This is a genomic window from Burkholderia sp. AU33423, from assembly GCF_002223135.1.
GTDB lineage: Bacteria > Pseudomonadota > Gammaproteobacteria > Burkholderiales > Burkholderiaceae > Burkholderia > Burkholderia lata_D.
Genome location: NZ_NKFH01000005.1, coordinates 685,806 through 706,339, shown reverse-complemented (window position 1 = coordinate 706,339; position 20,534 = coordinate 685,806). Strand labels below are relative to the sequence as shown.

13 protein-coding genes and 1 pseudogene are annotated in these 20,534 nt (G+C 67.0%); 9 read left to right on the top strand and 5 right to left on the bottom strand.

What is annotated here, in order from left to right:
- Positions 1–159: 159 nt before the first annotated feature.
- From CFB50_RS15755 to CFB50_RS15735, 5 genes and pseudogenes are all read right to left on the bottom strand, one after another.
- A complete protein-coding gene (locus tag CFB50_RS15755; protein ID WP_089446468.1) occupies positions 160–744 on the bottom strand; it encodes a hypothetical protein in 585 nt (194 codons plus the stop codon).
- 155 nt (positions 745–899) lie between these two features.
- A complete protein-coding gene (locus CFB50_RS15750) occupies positions 900–2,483 on the bottom strand; it encodes a chemotaxis protein CheA (RefSeq protein ID WP_089446467.1) in 1,584 nt (527 codons plus the stop codon).
- Positions 2,480–2,808, bottom strand: a pseudogene (locus CFB50_RS15745) (hypothetical protein). Before CFB50_RS15745 ends, CFB50_RS15750 begins: the two are co-directional and overlap by 4 nt.
- Positions 2,809–2,876: 68 nt before the next feature.
- Positions 2,877–3,467, bottom strand: coding sequence for a hypothetical protein (locus tag CFB50_RS15740; RefSeq protein WP_089446465.1), 591 nt, complete (start codon positions 3,465–3,467; stop codon positions 2,877–2,879).
- Between the two features lie 111 nt (positions 3,468–3,578).
- Positions 3,579–3,902: a hypothetical protein gene (locus CFB50_RS15735; protein WP_089446464.1), complete on the bottom strand. Its 324-nt coding sequence runs from the start codon at positions 3,900–3,902 to the stop codon at positions 3,579–3,581.
- A 2,009-nt stretch (positions 3,903–5,911) separates the two neighbouring features.
- On the opposite strand from CFB50_RS15735, the gene CFB50_RS15730 reads away from it, so the two are divergent.
- The 9 genes from CFB50_RS15730 (at position 5,912) to nagE (ending at position 20,416) form a co-directional block, all read left to right on the top strand.
- Positions 5,912–6,979 carry a pilus assembly protein TadG-related protein gene (locus tag CFB50_RS15730; RefSeq protein ID WP_089446704.1) on the top strand — a complete coding sequence of 356 codons (1,068 nt, stop codon included), beginning with the start codon at positions 5,912–5,914 and terminating at the stop codon, positions 6,977–6,979.
- 388 nt (positions 6,980–7,367) lie between these two features.
- The gene (gene imuA / locus CFB50_RS15725; RefSeq protein ID WP_089446463.1) at positions 7,368–8,060 is read left to right on the top strand and encodes a translesion DNA synthesis-associated protein ImuA; all 693 of its coding nucleotides are present in this window, start codon (positions 7,368–7,370) and stop codon (positions 8,058–8,060) included.
- On the top strand, positions 7,993–9,489 hold the full coding sequence (locus CFB50_RS15720; RefSeq protein ID WP_089446462.1) for a Y-family DNA polymerase: 1,497 nt from the start codon (positions 7,993–7,995) through the stop codon (positions 9,487–9,489). Before imuA ends, CFB50_RS15720 begins: the two co-directional genes overlap by 68 nt.
- Positions 9,490–9,495: 6 nt before the next feature.
- Positions 9,496–12,699 carry an error-prone DNA polymerase gene (locus CFB50_RS15715; RefSeq protein ID WP_089446461.1) on the top strand — a complete coding sequence of 1,068 codons (3,204 nt, stop codon included), beginning with the start codon at positions 9,496–9,498 and terminating at the stop codon, positions 12,697–12,699.
- A gap of 325 nt (positions 12,700–13,024) precedes the next feature.
- Positions 13,025–13,759 carry a GntR family transcriptional regulator gene (locus CFB50_RS15710; protein WP_043187255.1) on the top strand — a complete coding sequence of 245 codons (735 nt, stop codon included), beginning with the start codon at positions 13,025–13,027 and terminating at the stop codon, positions 13,757–13,759.
- Between the two features lie 98 nt (positions 13,760–13,857).
- Positions 13,858–14,961: an N-acetylglucosamine-6-phosphate deacetylase gene (gene nagA / locus CFB50_RS15705; RefSeq protein WP_089446460.1), complete on the top strand. Its 1,104-nt coding sequence runs from the start codon at positions 13,858–13,860 to the stop codon at positions 14,959–14,961.
- Complete coding sequence (locus CFB50_RS15700; RefSeq protein ID WP_179250069.1) at positions 14,954–15,961, top strand: SIS domain-containing protein; 1,008 nt, start codon at positions 14,954–14,956, stop codon at positions 15,959–15,961. Before nagA ends, CFB50_RS15700 begins: the two co-directional genes overlap by 8 nt.
- Before the next feature lie 15 nt (positions 15,962–15,976).
- Complete coding sequence (gene ptsP / locus CFB50_RS15695) at positions 15,977–18,559, top strand: phosphoenolpyruvate--protein phosphotransferase (protein ID WP_089446458.1); 2,583 nt, start codon at positions 15,977–15,979, stop codon at positions 18,557–18,559.
- 87 nt (positions 18,560–18,646) lie between these two features.
- Positions 18,647–20,416: an N-acetylglucosamine-specific PTS transporter subunit IIBC gene (nagE, locus tag CFB50_RS15690; protein ID WP_069248910.1), complete on the top strand. Its 1,770-nt coding sequence runs from the start codon at positions 18,647–18,649 to the stop codon at positions 20,414–20,416.
- Positions 20,417–20,534 lie beyond the last annotated feature (118 nt).

The following is a 20,534-nucleotide window of genomic DNA, read 5'->3' as shown; positions in this document are numbered from 1 at the left end:
CGTTCGCCCTCCTGTTGGCCTGACAGTCTGATCGGGCAGTAATGGTTCACGATGGCCTCGCCGCGTAGGGTTGTCTGGCGGAGCGTGGCGCGAATCGGTGCGCGGCAGGTCTTCCTGCCCGCGCGCCGCGCTGCCGGCGTGTCCGCCCGGGAAAGTTCGTTATCGGCAGAACACGACGCGCTGCGTATAGATCTGCGGTTCGACGGCGGGCCGCGCGGCCCGGTTGAGTTCTTCGCGATAGGTGCGGTAGGTCCTGCCGTTGACCGTCACCTCCGTCGCGGGCGCCGTCTCGATCGTGTTCAGCCCGTTGCGTTGCCAGTCGCTGACCCGCTCCGACGCGGACACGCTCGACTCGCCCGCGATCTTCTGCGTGATCGCGCTGCTGTCGCTCCACGGCTGCGTGCGCATGTCCTCGGCGCGCTGCATCGCGCCGACCGTCTTGCCGGTTGAAGCCGGCCCGCTCTGCGCTTCGAACGGCGCGCCGCGGCCGTACACCGGCGATTGCCACGACGGTGCGTGCCCTTCCTCCGGCATCATGTAAATCATCTGCGGGTCGCCGACCATCATCATCGGCACGCATGCGGTGTTGTCCGGGCGACCGAGCGTCGTCAGCGCCTGCTGGACGCTCACGGCGTTCGCGGCAGTCTGCTCGCTCAGGATGACGAAGACCGCGGGATTCTGGAAAACCGACTGCGCAACGGCTTGCGTGCCGTACAGCAGCAGAGCGACCAAAAAGATCCTCATGATTGAGGCCTCCTTGTACCGTCGTCAGGCAAAAAGAGGTGTTGGCCTCGGGGATGGGACCAACACCCGTCAAACTTGCGACGTGCGTCGCGCAGCGGACCCGGCGGCTCCCGCGCGCCCGGCATGCCGGTCGCGCGAGAGCCGGGCCCGCGTGCTTACGACGACGTGCTCGTCGAGATGATGGCCGGAGCCGGCGAGGCCGGCGCGGCCTGCTGGTCGACGGTGGCCGGCGCCAGCTCCTTCACCGTATCGGATACGGCCGGCATGTCGGCGGACGGGGCACGCGCGGCAGCGGATTCCTCCGCGTCCGTCGCCTTTGCGTCGACGGCCGGCGTGTCGGCAACGGCAGCAGCCGCCGCAGGCTGCGCGACCTCGGGCGCGGGCGCTTCGGCTGCTGCCTGCGGAGCCGGTTCGACCGCCTTCGCATCGGCCGCGGGCGGTGCTGCGTCGGCTACCTGCGGTGCGGCCTCGGTCGCCGCCGGTGCGGCTTGCGCGGTGTCGGGCACCTTCGCGTCGGCGGCCGGCGCGAGCGCGGCTTGCGCTGCGGTTTCCGCCGCGGCCGGCGCGGGTTCCGGTGCCTTGTCGGCCACTGCCGGCGCGGGTGGTTCCGACGCCTTCTCGGCGACAGCCGGCGCGGGTTGTTCCGGCGCCTTCTCGGCGACGGCCGGCGCGGCAACGATGGCGGCAGCAGGCACCGCGCTCATCGCGGCCGGTGCGACGGCAGGTGCGGCGCTCACCACCGGTGCTGCCGCGGCAACCGGTGTGGCTGCGGCAACCGGTGCGACGGCAGGCGCGGCGTTCACCATCGGTGCGGCCGCGGCAACCGGCACGGCGACAGGTGCGACGGCAGCCGCTTGAGTCGCAGCAGGCACCGCGCTGACGGCCGGCGCGGCGATCGACGGCACAGGCACCGACACCGGAGCCGGTGCCACCTCGACCGCGGCGGTCGCCACCGGCCGCGTCTGCGCGGGCGCAGGTGCCGCGGCATCGAGTGGCGGCAGGCCCATGCGGTTGCGCACGATCGGGTCGCGATACTTCACGTCGTCGGCCACGGTCGCTTCGGCGGAAGGCGCCACGTTCGAGCGCGCGAGCGGCGCGGTCGTACCCGGGCACAGGTGCCCGGTCGCTTCCACCGCGCGCCGGTTCGCATCGCTCTGGCAGAGCAGCGCGAGCGCCACGTCGGTCAGCCCCATCGCGCGGAATTCACGCGCATCGAGACGGCGCACGCAGGCCTGATCGACCAGCGTCGTGCCGCCCGTCATGCCGAACCCCGGGAACGACATGCCGATGCTCACCGACCCCATGCAGGTGTCGGACAGCGTGGTCGTGAGGCCGGGCGCCTGGATCGCCGGGTTCGTCTTGATCGTCTGCGTACCCGAGTAGTTGACGTTTTCCGCCGCCTGGGTGTTGTACGGGTTGGTACCGGGCGAGCCGGGCGCCTGGAGTGCGCTCACGCTCTGCGGCGTCACGTTCGAGCCGCCGCTCGTGCTGGACGGCATCGTCAGGTTGACATTCACGCTCGAATTGCCGCTGCCGCGCACCCCGCTGTTGCTGGTGGCATTGCCGCCGCGCGAACTCGTCGTGTTCGTATTCATGCTCGACCCGCCACCCTGACTGATGGCCGTCGACGATGTCGACGACTGCGCGCTCGACGTCGAATCGGCGGTTTGCGCGTGGGCCCCGATCGTGGTCATCGCGAACATTGCCGCACATGCCACCTTGATCCTGTTGCTGTTCATTTCACTCTCCGGACGAGGTTTGACCTCCGACCCAGGCAACCGTACGAATTCCCCTGAATTACTTCAGCTTTGCTGCTTCCCCGAACTGCTTCCAGCCACTACCCAGCTGGGACCACGGTCCATCCGGCATTCCCTGCTGCTGTTGGGAGCCCGGTCCGCCGATGGCACTGCCCGACGAAAGCGCTTGTTGTTCCGACGGTTTGGTTGTCTGAGAAGGTTTGTTTGACGTCTGCATATTCGATTGCACGTCCTCGGCAGCACGGTCAGCGCCATACGCCGTCAGAGACGCGAGCATCAGAGCGGCGGCAATCAGGTTCTGCTTCATGCCAACTCCTTACGTGACAACAAGGTGGATAAGAGACCGGCGTCGTTGAGGAACTGGCCCCCACCTGACTAATGACTGCTCTCGGTCGCGCTCGAGCTGCCCTGGCTTCCACCCGATGCTGAAGGCGAGCCGGCCGGACCGGTACTCCACACGGTCGACGAGTTGGTGTGATTCGAGCCCGCGATCGCGCCCGATCCGCCACTGCCCGTCCATCCCACAGCACCCGCGTTGGCATTGCCGTTGTCGTTCGCGCCCGTGGCCGTGTAGTGGTTCGCGCCGAGTACGATCGTGGCGGTCACCCCTCCCGAAAGCGCATTCGCGTTCTCGTTCGTTTTGCTGTTGCCAGCGAACGAACCTGCGGCACCGATACCGCCACCTGCCGCGAACGCACCCCCGTTCGTGCCCGAACCGCTGGCCGTCGAAGTCGAGTTGTGATGCGCGAACGCCGTGCCGGCGGAGCCGCTCGGTGTCACGGTACTGCCTGCATTCGCGCCCGCCGTCGACGTCGAGTTGCCGGTATAGCTTCCGGAGCCGACCAGCACCGAACCGGAAACACCCGCCGCAACGGATTGCGTCTGGTTGGTCGTGGACGAACCGGCGGCCAATGCAGCCGACGATATGACGGTGAGCGCAGTCGCTAATATGACGTTGGCTTTCATAGCAATTCCTTGCTGTGAGATTGTTCGGCAGTCCAGGAACCCGGCCCGCCCTTGCGGAACAAGGCCCGGCTCCCGTACCGCCAGCCATTGACGAACGCTACGCGCAGCGGCTTAGTGGTGATGTGTCCAGCCGGTCGAGCCCGCGTTCGCGCCGCTGCTACCGCCAGCCTGCGAGCCGCCGAACCCGAAGCCGCTAACCGACGACGTTTGGGTATGGTTCGTGTACGAGACCGATCCGCTGCCGCCGTAGCCGGCCGTTGCGCCGGCTGCGCCGAGTGCCGAGCCGGAATCGGTCGCGGTGAAATGACCGAAGCCAGCAACCCCGGCCATCGTCTGGCCACCACTCGACGAGTTGCTGCTCGACACCGTGCCGCTGCCTGCGAACGCTGCACCCGAGAACGCCAGAACTGCTGCTGCAATCAGAAGCTTCTTCATGGTCGACTCCATAACGGCGTGGAGAGAATGAACGAGGAAGGTTGCACGCCATCAATCTTCTCGTCTCGAAGCAATCCTTAATTAAGGATTCCTAGCTAAAATACTCAAACTTCCTTGTGAATTTGCGGTCTTTCTTTTGTCGCTTGAAGACTAATTTCTATTTTTTAAGTTATCCAAATTTTTATGGTGGATGTTTTGGATTAAATTTGTGAACATTAACTTGCTCGCGAAAAAAATCGCGACCTTCCCGCCCGAAATGTCGGTCGATTCATTTCGGGTCGCGATTTAAATTAATCTCGCAGCGGAATGCTGTGTCACCAAATAATACAACGCTCCTTAAATACGAACTTCTAATTCGCTCGACAACGGACCCGCATTGCAATCAAGGGGGATACCGTTTGCCCGGTCGAACGACGAAGTCTATTCCGTGTACTTCGACCGACAGATGTTCGATCTACCTAGCCACTGCTGGGATCTGCCAGGAGCAATCAAATCGACCCGGCATGGCCGAAGCCAATCGGCGTCACGCTGTCTGGTACGAGAAGGCGGATCCATCCGGGTGAACTGAATGAAGACGAACACCGCTGCCGCTCGGTTGCCTCGGAGAGCGACAACCGCTTCAGCAAGCGGAGCGTGCGAATGCCGAGAAGTCGGCAAGGAGAGACTCGCGCAGTTGGCACTCTGTCACGAGCGATACCCCGATTTTTGCGACTGCCCCGTTCGTGCGCGAAGTTCGCGCAGGCGAAGCTATTGCTGATGGTCTTCATCGTCGTTTCCCCGACTGACTTATTGACGAGTTGTCTGCGCCAAATCCTTGTTACGTCGTGTCGACTGCTCGCCGGTGCGACATATAAGGCAAGCAGCGTGCCACCCATTATTACGTCGACGGTTGCGTGCCCAAAACCGCCTACGCAACGAAACGCATCGCCGAGAAAAGCACTTTTTGTTTCAGGAATGTATCGTCAGAGCGACCGAATGCGCAGGCCGAGACCGTTAAGCACGAGCAGGTAATGCCCGGCTCGGCAGCAAAATTCGCGCGGGGATGCTCGCCAATCGATCGCCTCGACCGATGTTTCAACTCTGAAATGTGCCCGTCGGTCAAGCGGGCAGTGCCTGTGGCCATGCGTTCGAACAGCCCGCCGCGGCCAAGCCTATGGCTCGCAGTGCCCAGACGACCGGAAATCGATTCACTTGATGTTCGGCCGGCCAACGTATCAGCGATCGATACGGTTCGGTGCGGTGCGATTTTCGAAAACCCGATCAAAGCTGATTCAATCGTGTAACCACTGCGAGGTGACACAGTGTTGGCAGGGGCGGTAATCGAATCATGGAGACCGGCAGCGAACGTTGAACGTTTGCAGGTGGGTTAACTCGCGTTCCGGTGAACGACTCGGCTGAGTACGCTGCACGTGTGCATCCCCATGCACATGTCAACAAGCTTGTTTTGAGCCCGCTTCGAGCGGGCTTTTTTTCACAAGATGGTTTACGTCCACCTAACCGCATGCCCGCTGCGCCCGGCGCTGATCGCCTGGCGCATTGGTATTGTTCGCTGCATGCGTGGGCAGAATTGACACGTCTGGCTGGGTCAAAATGCTCCGACGGCATCACTGTCGCACCGCTCACCCCGCGAGTTGTCCGATACGCCGCCCGCCGCAGTCTCGAAGTCCGTTGAGGCCGTCGGGTTCAACGATGAAGGCGGTCTTCGATGGCCGGCTTTGACGATTCAGATTTTCCGACTTGCACTTGAAATCGTCACTTTGCGCCCTTTGAAAACCCTCGAGAATTGAGCTATACCGTTATTCGCAGTCCGGAAGTCATCGTGTCGGGCAGACGGGGCGAATTCACAGGATGGCGCACAAACGAGGGCGAGATCGGGATACAAGTATCTCGATCATTACAGCAACGCCGTGATCCGTTCGGATCGTGAGCTTTCAATGTATGGGGCGGTGTGCCCGGCCTCTCGAGCCCTATCGCCGTCAAACAATACGAAGCGATGAGGGATGCGATATATGCAATGTGCATCACATCAGCATCGAAATGCTATTTCTCACGATCGGCATCCGGGGGGCCTCCAGCGACAACGTGGTTCCGTAGCGCTATTCTTCGTTCTGTTCTTGATCCCGCTTCTGTCGTTCGGCGCCTTGGCAATCGATATCGCGTGGGTCTCTGTCGTCAAGAACGAGCTGCAGAATGCCGCCGACGCAGCTGCGCTGGCCGGTGCTGCGAAGCTGACTTCCGCCGGCGCATCGACGCTGAATTGGTCCCAAGCCACGGTCGCGGCCAACAATGCTGTCACCCTGAATCGAGCTGCTGGGGCAGTCCTATCGACGGGCACTGTATCCACCGGCTATTGGAATTTGGCGCGAAGCCCGTATGGAATGCAATCGACGTCCATTAAGCCCGGCACTTACGATGCTCCTGGCGTGCAGGTAACCGTTTCTCGCACGACAAACGTCAATGGCGGCCAGATCCCGTTGCTTCTGGGACGCCTACTTGGGATTCCGGGCGCGTCCGGGACCGCGACCGCCGTCGCCGTCGTTACGTCGCCCGGCGAGATCGGTGCCGGAGGGGTGTTTCCAATCGCGGTAGACGAGTGCGTTTATGGGCTGTACTGGAACTCGGCGACAAACCAGCCGCTTGTGAACCCGCTGACCGGCGGGCCGTACGAGATCCTGATTACCAACGGGCAATTGTATGGTGCGGCGTGCATTGCCGGCACATGGACATCATTCTTGGCAAACGCCAACGACGTGCCAACGCTGACCGGGCTCATGGAGAACGGAAACCCCGCACCACTGAGTATTGGCGACAATATCTATCTTGTCCCTGGTACGAAAACTGCTCTCTATGGTTCGGTGCCCGTTGGCGCGACGGTAGTCATGCCCGTCGTTTCGCAAAGCGCGACTAAATCCTATGTGCCGATCGTCGCATTCGCGGCGTTCCAGATCGATGCTTCGGTCGGAGGTAGCGGCAAATACATCCTCGGTCACTTCGTCGCTGGCTACCGATCGAGCGCCGCCGTGAGCGGCACTGGGCCGAACTACGGCATCTATGGCCCGCCAAAGCTTGCGTTATAAGCATGCCGGATGCCAGCTTGGCGCCTCGGGGTTCGCTCGGCAGAGCCGCCAGTCACCACCACTGCCCCCCACTGCATCGTGTAGTCAGCAAGTCCATGATTACTTTGGCTATTGAATCGGGGCTACAGCACCGCCAGGCCGAGGTGGGTCTCACCGGAAAGTGGCACGGGAGTCAAAGGAACCCTAAGCGCTCCCTCGACCGAGGGCAGATCGGATACGGCGGCTGGATCTCGGCGGGTCCCCGCAATCTCGAAATCTTGCGCTAGAATGACTGTATATTTATACAGTATTCGGGAGCCTGATCGTGAATCGTACCGACGCGGCCGCTTCGCAGATACGTGCCCCCAAGGAACGGGCGAGTTCTATCGATGCTCTCCTCGACTCAAGTATGTATTCGATGACGGGGGGAATAACGCTGTGGCGCGGCTCGCAGCTCGCGCGCGGCGGTCCGCGCACGATCGAGACCGGCTTCGCGCCGCTGTCGGCCGAGCTGCCGGGCGGCGGCTGGCCGGTCGGCGGGCTCGTCGAACTGCTGGCCGCGCAGCCGGGCTGCGGCGAGATGCGGCTGCTCGCGCCCGCGCTCGCGCGCACCGTCAGCGCCCGGCGGCCACTCGCGCTCGTCGCGCCGCCGCAGTCGCCGCATGCGACCGCGCTCGCCAGTCTCGGCGTGCCGGCCGACGCGCTGCTGTGGTTGCGTGCCGGCAGCCACACGGATGCGTTGTGGGCCGCCGAGCAGGCACTCAAGACCGGTTGTTGCGGCGCGCTGCTGCTGTGGCAGGACGCGCGGCCCGATGCGCTGCGGCGCCTGCATCTCGCGGCCGCGCGCACGGGCGACACGCTGTTCGTGATGCTGCGCCCGCTGTCGGCCGAGCGGCAGCCGTCGCCGGCCGTGCTGCGCGTCGCGCTGTACCCGGTGCCGGGCGGCGTGTCCCTCGACATCGTCAAGCGTCGCGGCCCCGCCCGCAGCGAGCCGCTCGTGCTCGACCTGCCGTCGCCCATCGTGGAGAGCCGCTATGCGCGTCTTGCTCGGCATCCATCTGCCGCGCCTGCCGCTCGACGTGTGCGTCGCGCCTCCGTCTGACGGCGAGGCGGGCGACGCCGGCGGCGCAGGCTGTGCGGTGCTCGAGCAGGGGGTCGTGCTGATCGCCGACGCGGCCGCGCGCCGGCAGGGCGTGCGCGCGGGCATGAAGCGCGGCGGCGTGCTCACGCTCGCGCCGCACACGCAGCTCGTCGAACGCGATCCCGCGCGCGAGGCCGATGCGCTGCGCGCGGTCGCGCTCGCGCTGCTGCGCTTCTCGCCGTGCGTCGCGCTCGGCGACGAAGCCACGCTGCTCGTCGACGTCGGCCCGAGCCTGCGCTTGTTCGGCGGGTTGCCGTCGCTGTGCCGCCAGGTCCGCGCGACGCTCGCGGCGCTCGGCTATGCGGCGCGCCTGTCCGCCGCGCCGACCGGGGGCGGTGCGTGGCTGCTCGCGCGTGTGTCGGCTCGTGCGCGCATCCGGCGCCGCGTCGCGAGCCCGGCCTCGCTTGTCCGTGCGCTCGACAGGCTGCCCTGTGTGCTGCTGCCCGACGCGCGTCCGTATGCGGGCTGGTTCGACGGCCTCGGTTGCCGCACGCTCGCCGATCTGCGCGGCCTGCCGCGCGCGGGGCTGCAGCGTCGCTGCGGTCCCGCGTTGCTGGCCGCGCTCGATCGTGCGTATGGCGACGCGGTCGAGCCGCTTGCATGGATGGCGGTGCCGCCGGTGTTCGACGTGCGGCTCGAATTGCAGGAGCGGGTCGAATACGCGGAAGCCGTGTTGTTCGTGGCGCGGCGGCTCGTCGTGCAGCTGTGCGGCTGGCTGGCCGCGCGGCACCTGTCGCTGGCCGCGATGACGTTCGATCTCGAACACGAGCGCGGCCGCCAGGCCGTGCCGCCGACGCCGCTCGAGCTCGCGTTCGCGTCGCCCGTGCGTGACGACGCGCATTTCATGCGGCTGCTCGGCGAGCGGCTCGCGCGCGTCGAGTTGCCGGCCGCGGTGATTGCCGTGCGTCTGAAGGCCACGCGCGTCGAATCGGTCGCGCCGCCGGCCGACGATCTGTTCCCCGAGCCGGGCGGCACGCGCGAGACGCGCGCGCGGCTGTTCGAGCTGCTGGTCGCGCGGCTCGGCGCGGACAACGTGCTGCGCGCGGCGCCCGTCGCCGATCACCGGCCCGAGGCGGCGAACCGCTGGCTGCCGCTCGACGCGCAGGCCGGCAAGCCGGCCGGCGGGCCGCCGGCCGTGCCGCCGAGGCCGGCGTGGTTGCTGGCGGAGCCGCTGCCGCTGTTGATGCGCGGGGAGCGGCCGGTATTTCATACGCCGCTCAGGATGATGTCGTCGGTGGAGCGGATCGAGGCCGGATGGTTCGACGGTCAGCTCGCTGCGCGCGATTACTGCGTCGCGCAGGACGAGGCTGGTGCGTGCTATTGGGTGTTCAAGGAGCGGGCGGGGAGCGAGGCCGAGCCGCGCTGGTTCCTGCACGGCCTGTTCGGGTGAACGGTCATGGTTGCGGAATTCAGCTGGCTGCCCGATTACGCGGAGTTGTTCTGCCGTTCGAACTTTTCGTTCCTGCATGGCGCGTCGCATGCGGAGGAACTGGTCGAGCGCGCGTTCGAGCTCGGCTATCGCGGGATCGCGATCACCGACGAATGCTCGCTTGCCGGCGCGCCGCGCATGCACGTCGCGGCGAAGGCGAAGGGGTTGCCGCTCGTCATCGGTTCGTATTTCGAAGTTACGCCGGATGAAGTCGCACCCGGCCACGATCCGGGTCCGGGCGCGTTCGGGCTCGTGTTGCTTGCGCAAAATCGTGAAGGCTACGGCAACCTGTCCGAACTGATTTCGTGGCGGAGGATGGCGTCGCCGAAGGGCACTTACAAGCTGACGTCGCGGATGCTGTCGGCGCCGCCTGCCGAGTTTGCGCACTTGCGCGGCATGCCCGACTGCTTTGCGATCCTCGTGCCCGCGTATCCGGTACGTGCCGATGTACTCGATGCGCAGGTCGCGTGGTTTCGCGCGACGTTCGGCGAGCGGGCGCGGCTCGGGCTCGTGCAACTGCAGCGCGCGCTGGACGGTGCGCAGCGCGAGGAGATTCGCGCGGCGGGCGAACGGCGCGGCGTGCGCATCGTCGCGCTGGGCGACGTGACGATGCACCGGCGCTCGTGCAAGGAACTACAGGACGTGATGACGGCGATTCGCGTCGGCATGCCGGTTTCCGAGTGCGGGTATGCGCTTGCGCCGAATGCGGAACAGCATTTGCGTGGGCGGAACCGGATCGGGAATCTGTTCTCGCCGGAGGAGATTGCGGAGACGTGCGCGATTCTCGATGCGTGTCCTTTCGAACTGGACTCGCTGCGCTACGAGTATCCCGACGAGATCGTGCCGAAGGGGCATACGCCGACGAGCTATCTGGAGCAGGAAACCATGGCCGGGGCGGCCACACGCTATCCGCAAGGTGTGCCGGAGAAGGTGTCGAAGCAGATCCGGTATGAACTCGACCTGATCGCGCAACTGAGTTACGAGCCGTTCTTCCTGACCGTCTACGACATCGTCAAATACGCGCGCAGCCAGAACATCCTGTGCCAGGGGCGTGGCTCGGCGGCGAACTCGGTCGTCTGCTTCTGCCTCGGCATCACCGAGGTGAATCCCGAGCAAAGCACGATGCTGTTCGAGCGCTTCATCAGCGCGGAACGCGGTGAGCCGCCCGATATCGACGTCGACTTCGAGCATCAGCGCCGGGAAGAGGTGATTCAGCATATCTACGAAAAATACGGACACAACCGCGCAGCACTCGCAGCCGCCGTATCGACGTATCGTCCGCGCGGCGTGCTGCGCGAAACCGGCAAGGCGCTCGGCGTCGATCCGATGCTGGTCGATCGCGTCGCGAAAGCGCATCGCTGGTTCGACGGTAGCCGCGACCTGCTGCAGCAATTCTCGACGATCGGGCTCGATCCCGAGACGCCGCTCATCCAGGCATGGGCCCGGCTCGCCGCGCGGCTCCTCAACTTTCCGCGTCATCTGTCGCAGCACTCGGGCGGCTTCGTGATCAGCCGCGGCAAGCTCACGCGGCTCGTGCCGGTCGAGAACGCGGCGATGGACGGGCGGCGCGTGATCCAGTGGGATAAAGACGACCTCGAATCGCTCAAGCTGATGAAGGTCGACGTGCTCGCGCTCGGCATGCTGTCGGCGCTGCATCGCGCATTCGACATGCGTACCGCGTGGCGCGGGCCGCCGGAGCCGGATGGCGAGCCGTTCACGCTGAAGCACATTCCGCAGGATGACAAGGCGACCTACGACATGATCTGTCGTGCCGACACGGTCGGCGTGTTCCAGATCGAATCGCGCGCGCAGATGTCGATGCTGCCGCGCCTGCGCCCGGAGACTTACTACGATCTGGTGATCGAGGTTGCGATCGTGCGGCCGGGGCCGATCCAGGGCGGGGCCGTGCACCCCTATCTGAAACGCCGCCAGGGACTCGAAAAGGTCAGTTATCCGAAGGAGGACCTGAAGCCTGCACTCGAGCGTACGTACGGCGTGCCGATCTTCCAGGAACAGGTGATGCAGATCGCGATGATCGCGGCAGGCTTCACGCCCGGCGAGGCGGATGAACTGCGCCGCGCGATGGCCGCGTGGAAGCGCAAGGGCAATCTCGAGAAATATCACCGCAAGATCGTCGACGGGATGCGCGAGCGCGACTATCCGCCCGACTTCGCCGAACAGATCTTCGAACAGATCAAGGGCTTCGGCGATTACGGTTTCCCCGAAAGCCACGCAGCCAGCTTCGCGAAACTCGCGTACGCCAGCAGCTGGCTCAAATGCCACGAACCGGCGATCTTCCTCGCCGCGCTGCTGAACAGCCAGCCGATGGGTTTCTACCCGCCGTCGCAGCTCGTGCAGGACGCGAAGCGGCACGGCGTGCAGGTGCGGCCGATCGACGTGACGCAAAGCAACTGGGAAGCATCGCTCGAAGCGTTGCCCGACCAGCCGCCTCCGCACGGCCAGCCCGCCGTGCGGCTCGGCCTGTCGCTCGTGCGGGGGCTCGGCGAAGCCGCCGCACGCCGCATCGAAGCCGCGCGCACGGCCGGCCCGTTCGACAACGTCGATATCCTCGCACGTCGCGCGCAGCTCGAACGCCGCGATCTCGAAGCGCTCGCCGCCGCGAACGCGCTTGCGACGCTCGCCGGCCATCGCCGCGATGCGCTATGGCAAGCGGTTGCAGCCGCCCCCGAACGCGACCTGCTCGCGACCGCGCCGATCGACGAAGTGGAGAAGCCTGCGCTCGGCGCGCCGTCGGAAGCCGACGACATCCTCGCCGACTATCACACCACCGGCCTCACGCTGAACCGCCATCCCGTCGCGCTGCTGCGGCCCGAACTGCGCGCGCGGCGGCTGTCGTCCGCGGCCGAATTGCACGACCGCCCCGACGGGCGGCTCGCGCGCGCGTGCGGGCTCGTGACCGCACGGCAGATGCCGGGCACCGCGAAAGGCGTGATGTTCATGACGCTCGAGGACGAAACGGGCTGCGTGAACCTGATCGTCCGGCCCGAGCTGCTCGCGCGGCAGCGCCGCGAAACCCTCGATTCGCGGCTGCTTGCCGCGTCCGGCGTGTGGCAGGTCGCGAGCGACGTGAGGCACCTCGTCGTGCAGCATTTCGAGGATCTGACGCCGCTGCTCGGCGGCCTGCGCACGTCGAGCCGCGAATTCCACTGACACAACCGGCGCGCGCCGCAGCACGCGCAGTGCCTCGCCATCCGTGCATACCAGTTGGCTCAACTGGTTCTATCCAGGTCTCATATTCGTGCCCAAAACCTGGCCGAACCACGTACTTGACCTGTCCCCTTGCATACCAATCCGGGTAAATCCCTATCCCGTACTTCGTTGTAAACAAAGGGTTTGTGAGGGCTAAAACGCTTGCCGGGCAAGGCTTCCGGCGATTTCGGCAACGCTAATACCAGTTCGTTGACTGGTATTATGGTGGTTATATAATGCCCTCACTTTCGACGGCCTGCGGTCGTCGTCCGACACCCGGAGGCACATGGAAACCGGCTGGTCCGAACTGGCGCCCGATCCCCTCAGCGATACGCCGCTCTATCTGCAGCTCGCCCGCAACCTGGCGAGCGCGATTCACGCCGGCGCGTGGCGGGCCGGCGAGGCGCTGCCGTCGGAGCGGCTGCTGTCGGTGTCGGTCGGCGTGTCGCGGATCACGGCCCGTCGCGCACTCGCGCTGCTGGTCGAGCAGGGGCTGATCAAGCGGGCGCGCGGGGCGGGCAGCTTCATCACGCCGCGCGTCGCCGATCCGCTGTCGCGTCTCGTCGGCTTCACCGCGAAGATGCAGCAGCGCGGCTTCGTGCCCGATTCGGTGTGGCTGTCGCGCACGCTGCGTGCCGCAAACCGCGACGAGATCACGCGTCTCGGTCTCGCGCCCGGCGCGACGGTGGCGCGGCTCGAACGGCTGCGCCGCGCGGACGGCATCGTGATGGCCGTCGAGCACTCGACGCTGCCGGCCGCGGTGGTGCCCGATCCGCAGGTGCTCGGCGCGTCGCTGTACGAATACCTCGAAGCGCGCGGCATGACCGTCGTGCGCGCGCTGCAGCACTTTCGCGCGGCGAACGCGACCCACGCGATCGCGAAATGGATGGCGGTGAAGCCGGGTTCGGCCCTGCTGGTGATCACGCGGATCGGCTACGGCGCCGACCAGCGCGCGATCGAAGTGAGTGAAACGTATTGCCGCGACGATTACTACGACTTCGTCGCCGAACTGAAACGCTGACGCGCGAAACTGCCCGCGCGCGACACGCGTGAAGCAACGACACGGATTTGCAAATCACGACGCGGATGCCCGCGTCACCAGATCATCAAGAGAACGTCATGCTGACTGGAAACATCCTTACCCCCGACGGCTGGATTCACGGTTCGCTCGATAGCGAGAACGGCCGCATCACGACCCTCGACGGCAAGCCCGTCGATCCCGCGAAGAACGACGCGCCTTACATCCTGCCCGGCTTCATCGACCTGCACGTGCACGGCGGTGGCGGCGCGGACGTGATGGAGGGCGGCGACGCGATCGAGACGATCGCCCGCACGCACGCGCAATTCGGCACGACGAGCCTGCTCGCGACGACGATGACCGCGCCGCGCGACGAACTGATGAAAGTCGTCGGCAACCTCGGCACCGTCGCGCGCACCCGCACGCCGGGCGGCGCGCGCGTGCTCGGCGTGCACCTCGAAGGCCCGTACATCAACCCCGGCAAGCTCGGCGCGCAACCCGACGCGGCCGTGTCGGCCGTGCTCGACGAAGTGCTGAAGTACCTGTCGATCGCGCCGATCCGCGTCGTCACGCTCGCGCCGGAAATCGCCGGCCACATCGAGATCATCGGCGAGATGGCCGCGCGCGGCGTACGCGTGCAGCTCGGCCATTCGCTCGCGACCTACGACGACGCGGTGGCCGCGCTCAAGCACGGCGCGTGCGGTTTCACGCACCTGTTCAACGCGATGTCGCCGCTGCATCACCGCAACCCGGGCCTGGTGGGGGCGGCGCTCGCCCACGCCGAATACGCGGAAATCATCCCCGATCTGCTGCACGTCCACCCGGGCGCGATTCGGGCCGCGCTGCGCGCGATCCCGCGCCTGTACGTCGTGACCGACAGCACCTCCGCCACGGGCATGCCCGACGGCGAATACCGGCTCGGCAGCCAGCACGTGACGAAGTGCCTCGGCGGCGTGCGGCTTGCCGACGGCACGCTCGCCGGCAGCACGCTGACGATGGACCAGGCGCTGCGCAATCTCGTGTCGCTCGGCCTGCCGATCGCCGACGTGTCGAACCGGATGTCGCGCTACGCGGCCGACTACCTCGGCGTCGCCGATCGCGGCCGCCTCGAGCGCGGCGCATGGGCCGACCTCGCGGTGTTCGATCGCGACCTGAGCCTCACCGCGACCTACGTCGAAGGAGAATCGATTGTCGAATATGCTTAAGGAAGCGCGCGAGTCCGCCCAGGTCGTCGCCGCGCAGATCGCCGACACGACGCGCGTCGAAGCGCTCGCCGGCCAATTGCTCGATCACCCGCCGGCCGTCGCGCTGACGGTCGCACGCGGCAGCTCGGATCACGCCGCGAGCTATTTCGCGAGCCTGACGATGAGCCGCCTCGGCGTGCCGGTCGCGTCGCTGCCGATGTCGGTCGCGACGCTGCAGCAGGCGCCGCTGAAGGTGCAGGACCAGCTCGCGATCGCCTTCTCCCAGTCGGGCAAGAGCCCCGATCTCGTCAATACGATGGCCGCGCTGCGCGAAGCCGGCGCGCGCACCGTCGCCGCCGTGAACGTGCTGCCGTCGCCGCTCGCCGACGCGTGCGAGCACCAGTTGCCGCTGCTCGCCGGCCCCGAACTGTCGGTGGCCGCGACGAAGAGCTATATCGCGATGCTGTCGCTGTCCGCGCAGATCGTTGCCTACTGGCAGCGCGACGCCGCGCTGATGACCGCGCTGCGCGGCCTGCCCGACGTACTCGCGCAAGCCGGCCAGCTCGACTGGTCGCAGGCGGTGGCCGCGCTGGCGGGTGTCGAGCGGATGATCGTGATCGGCCGCGGCCTGGGCCTCGCGATCGCGCAGGAAGCCGCGCTGAAGCTGAAGGAAACGTCCGGCATCCAGGCCGAGGCGTTCTCGAGCGCCGAAGTCCGTCACGGCCCGATGGAGCTGATCGACCGCGACTATCCGCTGCTCGTGTTCGCGCCGCCGGGGCCCGAGCAGGCCGGCCTGCTGCAGCTTGCCGCGGACATGCGCGCCCGCGGCGCCGCCGTGCTGCTCGCGGCGCCCGCCGGCATACCCGGCGCGACGCTGCCGCTCGCGCAGTCCGCCCATTCGGCGCTCGACCCGATCGCCGCCATTCTTTCGTTCTACGTGATGGCGGCGGATCTCGCCGTTGCGCGCGGCCGCAATCCCGACACGCCGCGCCACCTGAACAAAGTCACCGAAACGCACTGATAGCCGAGACAGCCGATGAGACGCGCCGAGGAGTCCCAGTTGAAGAGCCCCACCCACGATCAGATCGTCCTGCTTAGCCCCATGACGGGGCCGATCGTCGCACTGGCCGACGTGCCCGATCCGGTGTTCTCCGGCGGGATGTTCGGCGACGGCATCGGTATCGACCCGCTCGCGGGCCAGCTCGTCGCACCGTGCGCGGGCGTCGTGTCGCATCTCGCGCGCACGGGCCACGCGGTGACGATCACGACGCCGCAAGGCGCGGAAGTGCTGCTGCACATCGGCATCGACACGGTCGAGCTGAACGGGCAGGGTTTCATCGCGCACGTCGAGGCGGGCGCGCGTGTCGAGGTGGGCACGCTGCTGATCGAGTTCGACCAGGACGCGGTGGCGCGCAGCGCGCATTCGCTCGTGTCGGTGATCGCGATTGCCAATTCGGATGCGTTCGAGGTCGTCGATCGTGCCAGCGGCTTCGCGACGGCCGGCGAGACGCCGCTGCTCGCGCTGCGCGGCAAGGGCGAGGCGGCCGTGCAGGCGGCACAAGCCGGCGCCGCGGCGCAGAACGAAGTGCGCCGTGAAATCGTGCTGGCGCAGCCGGGCGGCCTGCATGCGCGGCCGGCCGCGCGGGCGCGCGAAGCCGTGCGTGGGTTCGACGCGACCGTCGACGTACTGTTCGACGGCCGCAAGGCGTCGATCGCGAGCGTCGTCGGCCTGCTCGGCCTCGGCGCCGGCGAAGGCGCGACGGTCGAACTGGTCGGCCGTGGCGCGCATGCACAGCAGGCCGTCGATGCGGTCGAGCACGAGCTGCTGCGCGAAGCGCACGGCGAAGTCGAGGAGCAACCGGCGCGGCTGAGTTCGCCCGCGCCGCAGACGGTCGCACGCATCGTCGGTGCCCCCATCGACCCGAACACGCTCGCAGGCGTGTGCGCGGCGCCCGGCATCGCGGTCGGCACGCTGGTGCGTCTCGACGATGCGGAAATCGTGCCGCCCGAGCAGGCCGCCGGCACGCCGGCCACGGAAAGCCGCCAGCTCGACCAGGCGCTGAAGGCCGTCGACGCCGAGCTCGACGAAACGGTTCGCAACGCATCGGCGCGCGGCGCGGTCGGCGAAGCGGGCATCTTCGCGGTGCACCGCGTGCTGCTGGAAGACCCGACGCTGATCGACGCGGCGCGCGACCTGATCAGCCTCGGCAAGAGCGCGGGCTTCGCCTGGCGCGCGACGATCCGCACGCAGATCGACACGCTGTCGAAGCTCGACGATGCACTGCTCGCCGAACGCGCGGCCGACCTGCGCGACATCGAGAAGCGCGTGCTGCGTGCGCTCGGCCATACGAACGGTGCCGCGCGTGCACTGCCCGATGAAGCGGTGCTCGCGGCCGAGGAATTCACGCCGTCCGACCTGTCGTCGCTCGATCGCCAGCGCGTGACCGCGCTCGTGATGGCGCGCGGCGGCGCGACGTCGCACGCGGCGATCATCGCGCGGCAGCTCGGCATTCCCGCGCTGGTCGCGGTCGGCGATGCGCTGTACGCGATTCCGGACGGCACGCAAGTCGTCGTCGATGCGAGCGCGGGCCGGCTCGAACACGCCCCGACCGCGCTCGACGTCGAGCGCGCGCGGCACGAACGCCAGCGCCTGGACGGCGTGCGCGAGGCGAACCGGCAACTGGCCGGCGAGGCGGCCGCGACGGTCGACGGTCGCGCGATCGAGGTGGCCGCGAACATCGCGACGCTCGACGATGCGAACACCGCGGTCGACAACGGCGCCGACGCGGTCGGCCTGCTGCGCACCGAGCTGATGTTCATCCATCGCCAGGCCGCGCCGACGGTCGTCGAGCACCAGCAGAGCTACCAGTCGATCGTCGACGCGCTGCAGGGCCGCACGGCGATCATCCGCACGCTCGACGTCGGCGCCGACAAGGAAGTCGACTACCTGACGCTGCCGCCCGAACCGAACCCGGCGCTCGGCCTGCGCGGCATCCGTCTCGCGCAGGTGCGCCCCGACCTGCTCGACGATCAGTTGCAGGGCCTGCTCGCGGTGAAGCCGTTCGGCGCGGTGCGCATCCTGCTGCCGATGGTGACCGACGCGGGCGAGCTCGTGCGCCTGAAAAAGCGCATCGACGAATTCGCGCGCGCGCAGGGCCGCACCGAACCGATCGAGGTCGGCGTGATGATCGAGGTGCCGTCGGCCGCGCTGCTGGCCGACCAGCTTGCGCAGCACGCGGATTTCCTGTCGATCGGCACCAACGACCTGACGCAGTACACGCTCGCGATGGACCGCTGCCAGGCCGACCTGGCCGCGCAATCCGACGGCCTGCATCCGGCGGTGCTGCGCCTGATCGACATCGCGGTGCGCGGTGCGGAACGGCACGGCAAGTGGGTCGGCGTGTGCGGCGCGCTCGGCGGCGATCCGCTCGCGGTGCCGGTCCTGGTGGGCCTCGGCGTGACCGAGCTGTCGGTCGACCCCGTATCGGTGCCGGGCATCAAGGCGCGTGTGCGCCGTCTCGATTACCAGTTGTGCCGTCAGCGCGCGCAGGATCTGCTCGCGCTCGATTCGGCACAGGCGGTAAGGGCAGCAAGCCGCGAGGTCTGGCCGCTCGACTGAGCGTCGACGGCAGGTTCGCGACCGGATTCAAGACGAAAGCAATTAGGTCAACGACGATTAACGACGAGACAAGGATTGGAGGACTGAATGAACGGGAATCCGTTTCTGAAAATACAGGGTCTAGGCCGGGCGCTGATGCTGCCGATCGCGGTATTGCCGGTTGCCGGCATCCTGCTGCGACTCGGCCAGCCGGACGTGTTCAACATCAAGATGATCGCCGACGCCGGCGGTGCGATCTTCGACAACCTGCCGCTGCTGTTCGCGATCGGCGTGGCGGTCGGTTTCGCGAAGGACAACAACGGCGTGGCTGCGCTCGCGGGCGCGATCGGCTACCTGATCGAAACCGCGATCATGAAGGACATCGATCCCAAGCTGAACATGGGCGTGCTGTCCGGGATCATCGCGGGTGTGGTCGCGGGCCTGCTGTACAACCGCTATAAGGACATCAAGCTGCCGGACTACCTCGCGTTCTTCGGCGGCAAACGGTTCGTGCCGATCATCACGGGCCTGGTCTGCGTGATACTCGGTATCGCGTTCGGGTACGTCTGGCAGCCGGTCCAGCATCTGATCGACGCGGCCGGCCAGTGGCTGACGACGGCGGGCGCGATCGGTGCGTTCGTGTTCGGCTTCCTGAACCGCCTGCTGCTCGTCACGGGCCTGCATCACATCATCAACTCGCTCGCATGGTTCGTGTTCGGCAACTTCACGCCGCCCGCCGGCGGCGAGATCGTGCACGGCGACCTGCACCGCTTCTTCGCGGGCGACCCGACCGCGGGCACCTTCATGGCCGGTTTCTTCCCGATCATGATGTTCGGCCTGCCGGCCGCATGTCTCGCGATGCTGCACGAAGCGCCGAAGGAACGCCGTGCGATGGTCGGCGGCCTGCTGTTCTCGATGGCGCTCACGTCGTTCCTGACCGGCGTGACCGAGCCGATCGAATTCAGCTTCATGTTCCTCGCACCGGTGCTGTACGTGATCCACGCGGTGCTGACGGGCCTGTCGCTCGCGATCTGCCAGATCCTCGGCGTGAAGCTCGGCTTCACGTTCTCGGCCGGCGCGATCGACTACGTGCTGAACTACGGGCTGTCGACGAAGGGCTGGATCGCGATTCCGCTCGGCATCGCGTACGGCGCCGCGTACTACGGGCTGTTCCGCTTCTTCATCCGCAAGTTCAACATGGCCACGCCGGGCCGTGAGCCGGCATCGGCCGACGCGGCCGCGGAATCGTACGCATCGGGCGGCTTCGTCGCGCCGGCTGCAGGTGCTGCTGCGACGGCTGCGGCGCCGCGTGCGCAACGCTACATCGCCGCGCTCGGCGGGGCGGGCAACCTGTCGGTCGTCGACGCGTGCACGACGCGCCTGCGCCTGACCGTCGTCGATCCGGAGAAGGTCTCGGAGCCGGAACTGAAGTCGATCGGCGCGCGCGGCGTGCTCAAGCGCGGCGGCAACAGTGTGCAGGTGATCATCGGGCCCGAGGCCGACATCATCGCCGACGAGATGCGTGCGGCCATCGGCAGCGGCGCGGCAGGCGCAGCATCGACGGCGACGGCCGCCGCGGCACAGCCCGTCACGGGCGCGGCCGCCGGCCCGCTCGATCCGGAGCCGACGCGCTGGCTCGCGGTGTTCGGCGGCGCGACCAACGTCGTGTCGCTCGACGCGGTCGCGACCACGCGCCTGCGTGTGGTCGTGCGCGATCCGTCGGCGGTCGATCGCGATCGTCTCGGTGCGCTCGACGTCGCGTGGGTGTCGCTCGACACGTTCCACATCGTCTGCGGCAACGCGGCGGCACGCTATGCCGAACAGCTCGGCGCGCGCCTGCCGCCGTCGGGCAGCGGGGCGGCCGCACAACCGGCCTGATGATGATGCGTTGGAGCCGATCCGATCCGCGCTGCGGTTTCGGGCCGGCCGGCAAAACGAAAACGGCTTGCGATGCGTCGCAAGCCGTTTTTCTTGGGTGCGGGCGATGAACGATGCG

Bases quoted from the DNA above. Each gene is read 5' to 3' on its own strand.
- CFB50_RS15730 (WP_089446704.1), top strand. From the start codon at position 5,912: ATGCAATGTGCATCACATCAGCATCGAAATGCTATTTCTCACGATCGG.
- nagA (WP_089446460.1), top strand. From the start codon at position 13,858: ATGCTGACTGGAAACATCCTTACCCCCGACGGCTGGATTCACGGTTCG.
- imuA (WP_089446463.1), top strand. From the start codon at position 7,368: ATGTATTCGATGACGGGGGGAATAACGCTGTGGCGCGGCTCGCAGCTC.
- CFB50_RS15715 (WP_089446461.1), top strand. From the start codon at position 9,496: ATGGTTGCGGAATTCAGCTGGCTGCCCGATTACGCGGAGTTGTTCTGC.
- ptsP (WP_089446458.1), top strand. From the start codon at position 15,977: ATGAGACGCGCCGAGGAGTCCCAGTTGAAGAGCCCCACCCACGATCAG.
- CFB50_RS15720 (WP_089446462.1), top strand. From the start codon at position 7,993: ATGCGCGTCTTGCTCGGCATCCATCTGCCGCGCCTGCCGCTCGACGTG.
- CFB50_RS15740 (WP_089446465.1), bottom strand. From the start codon at position 3,467: ATGAAAGCCAACGTCATATTAGCGACTGCGCTCACCGTCATATCGTCG.
- CFB50_RS15710 (WP_043187255.1), top strand. From the start codon at position 13,025: ATGGAAACCGGCTGGTCCGAACTGGCGCCCGATCCCCTCAGCGATACG.
- CFB50_RS15755 (WP_089446468.1), bottom strand. From the start codon at position 744: ATGAGGATCTTTTTGGTCGCTCTGCTGCTGTACGGCACGCAAGCCGTT.
- CFB50_RS15750 (WP_089446467.1), bottom strand. From the start codon at position 2,483: ATGAACAGCAACAGGATCAAGGTGGCATGTGCGGCAATGTTCGCGATG.
- CFB50_RS15700 (WP_179250069.1), top strand. From the start codon at position 14,954: ATGCTTAAGGAAGCGCGCGAGTCCGCCCAGGTCGTCGCCGCGCAGATC.
- nagE (WP_069248910.1), top strand. From the start codon at position 18,647: ATGAACGGGAATCCGTTTCTGAAAATACAGGGTCTAGGCCGGGCGCTG.
- CFB50_RS15735 (WP_089446464.1), bottom strand. From the start codon at position 3,902: ATGAAGAAGCTTCTGATTGCAGCAGCAGTTCTGGCGTTCTCGGGTGCA.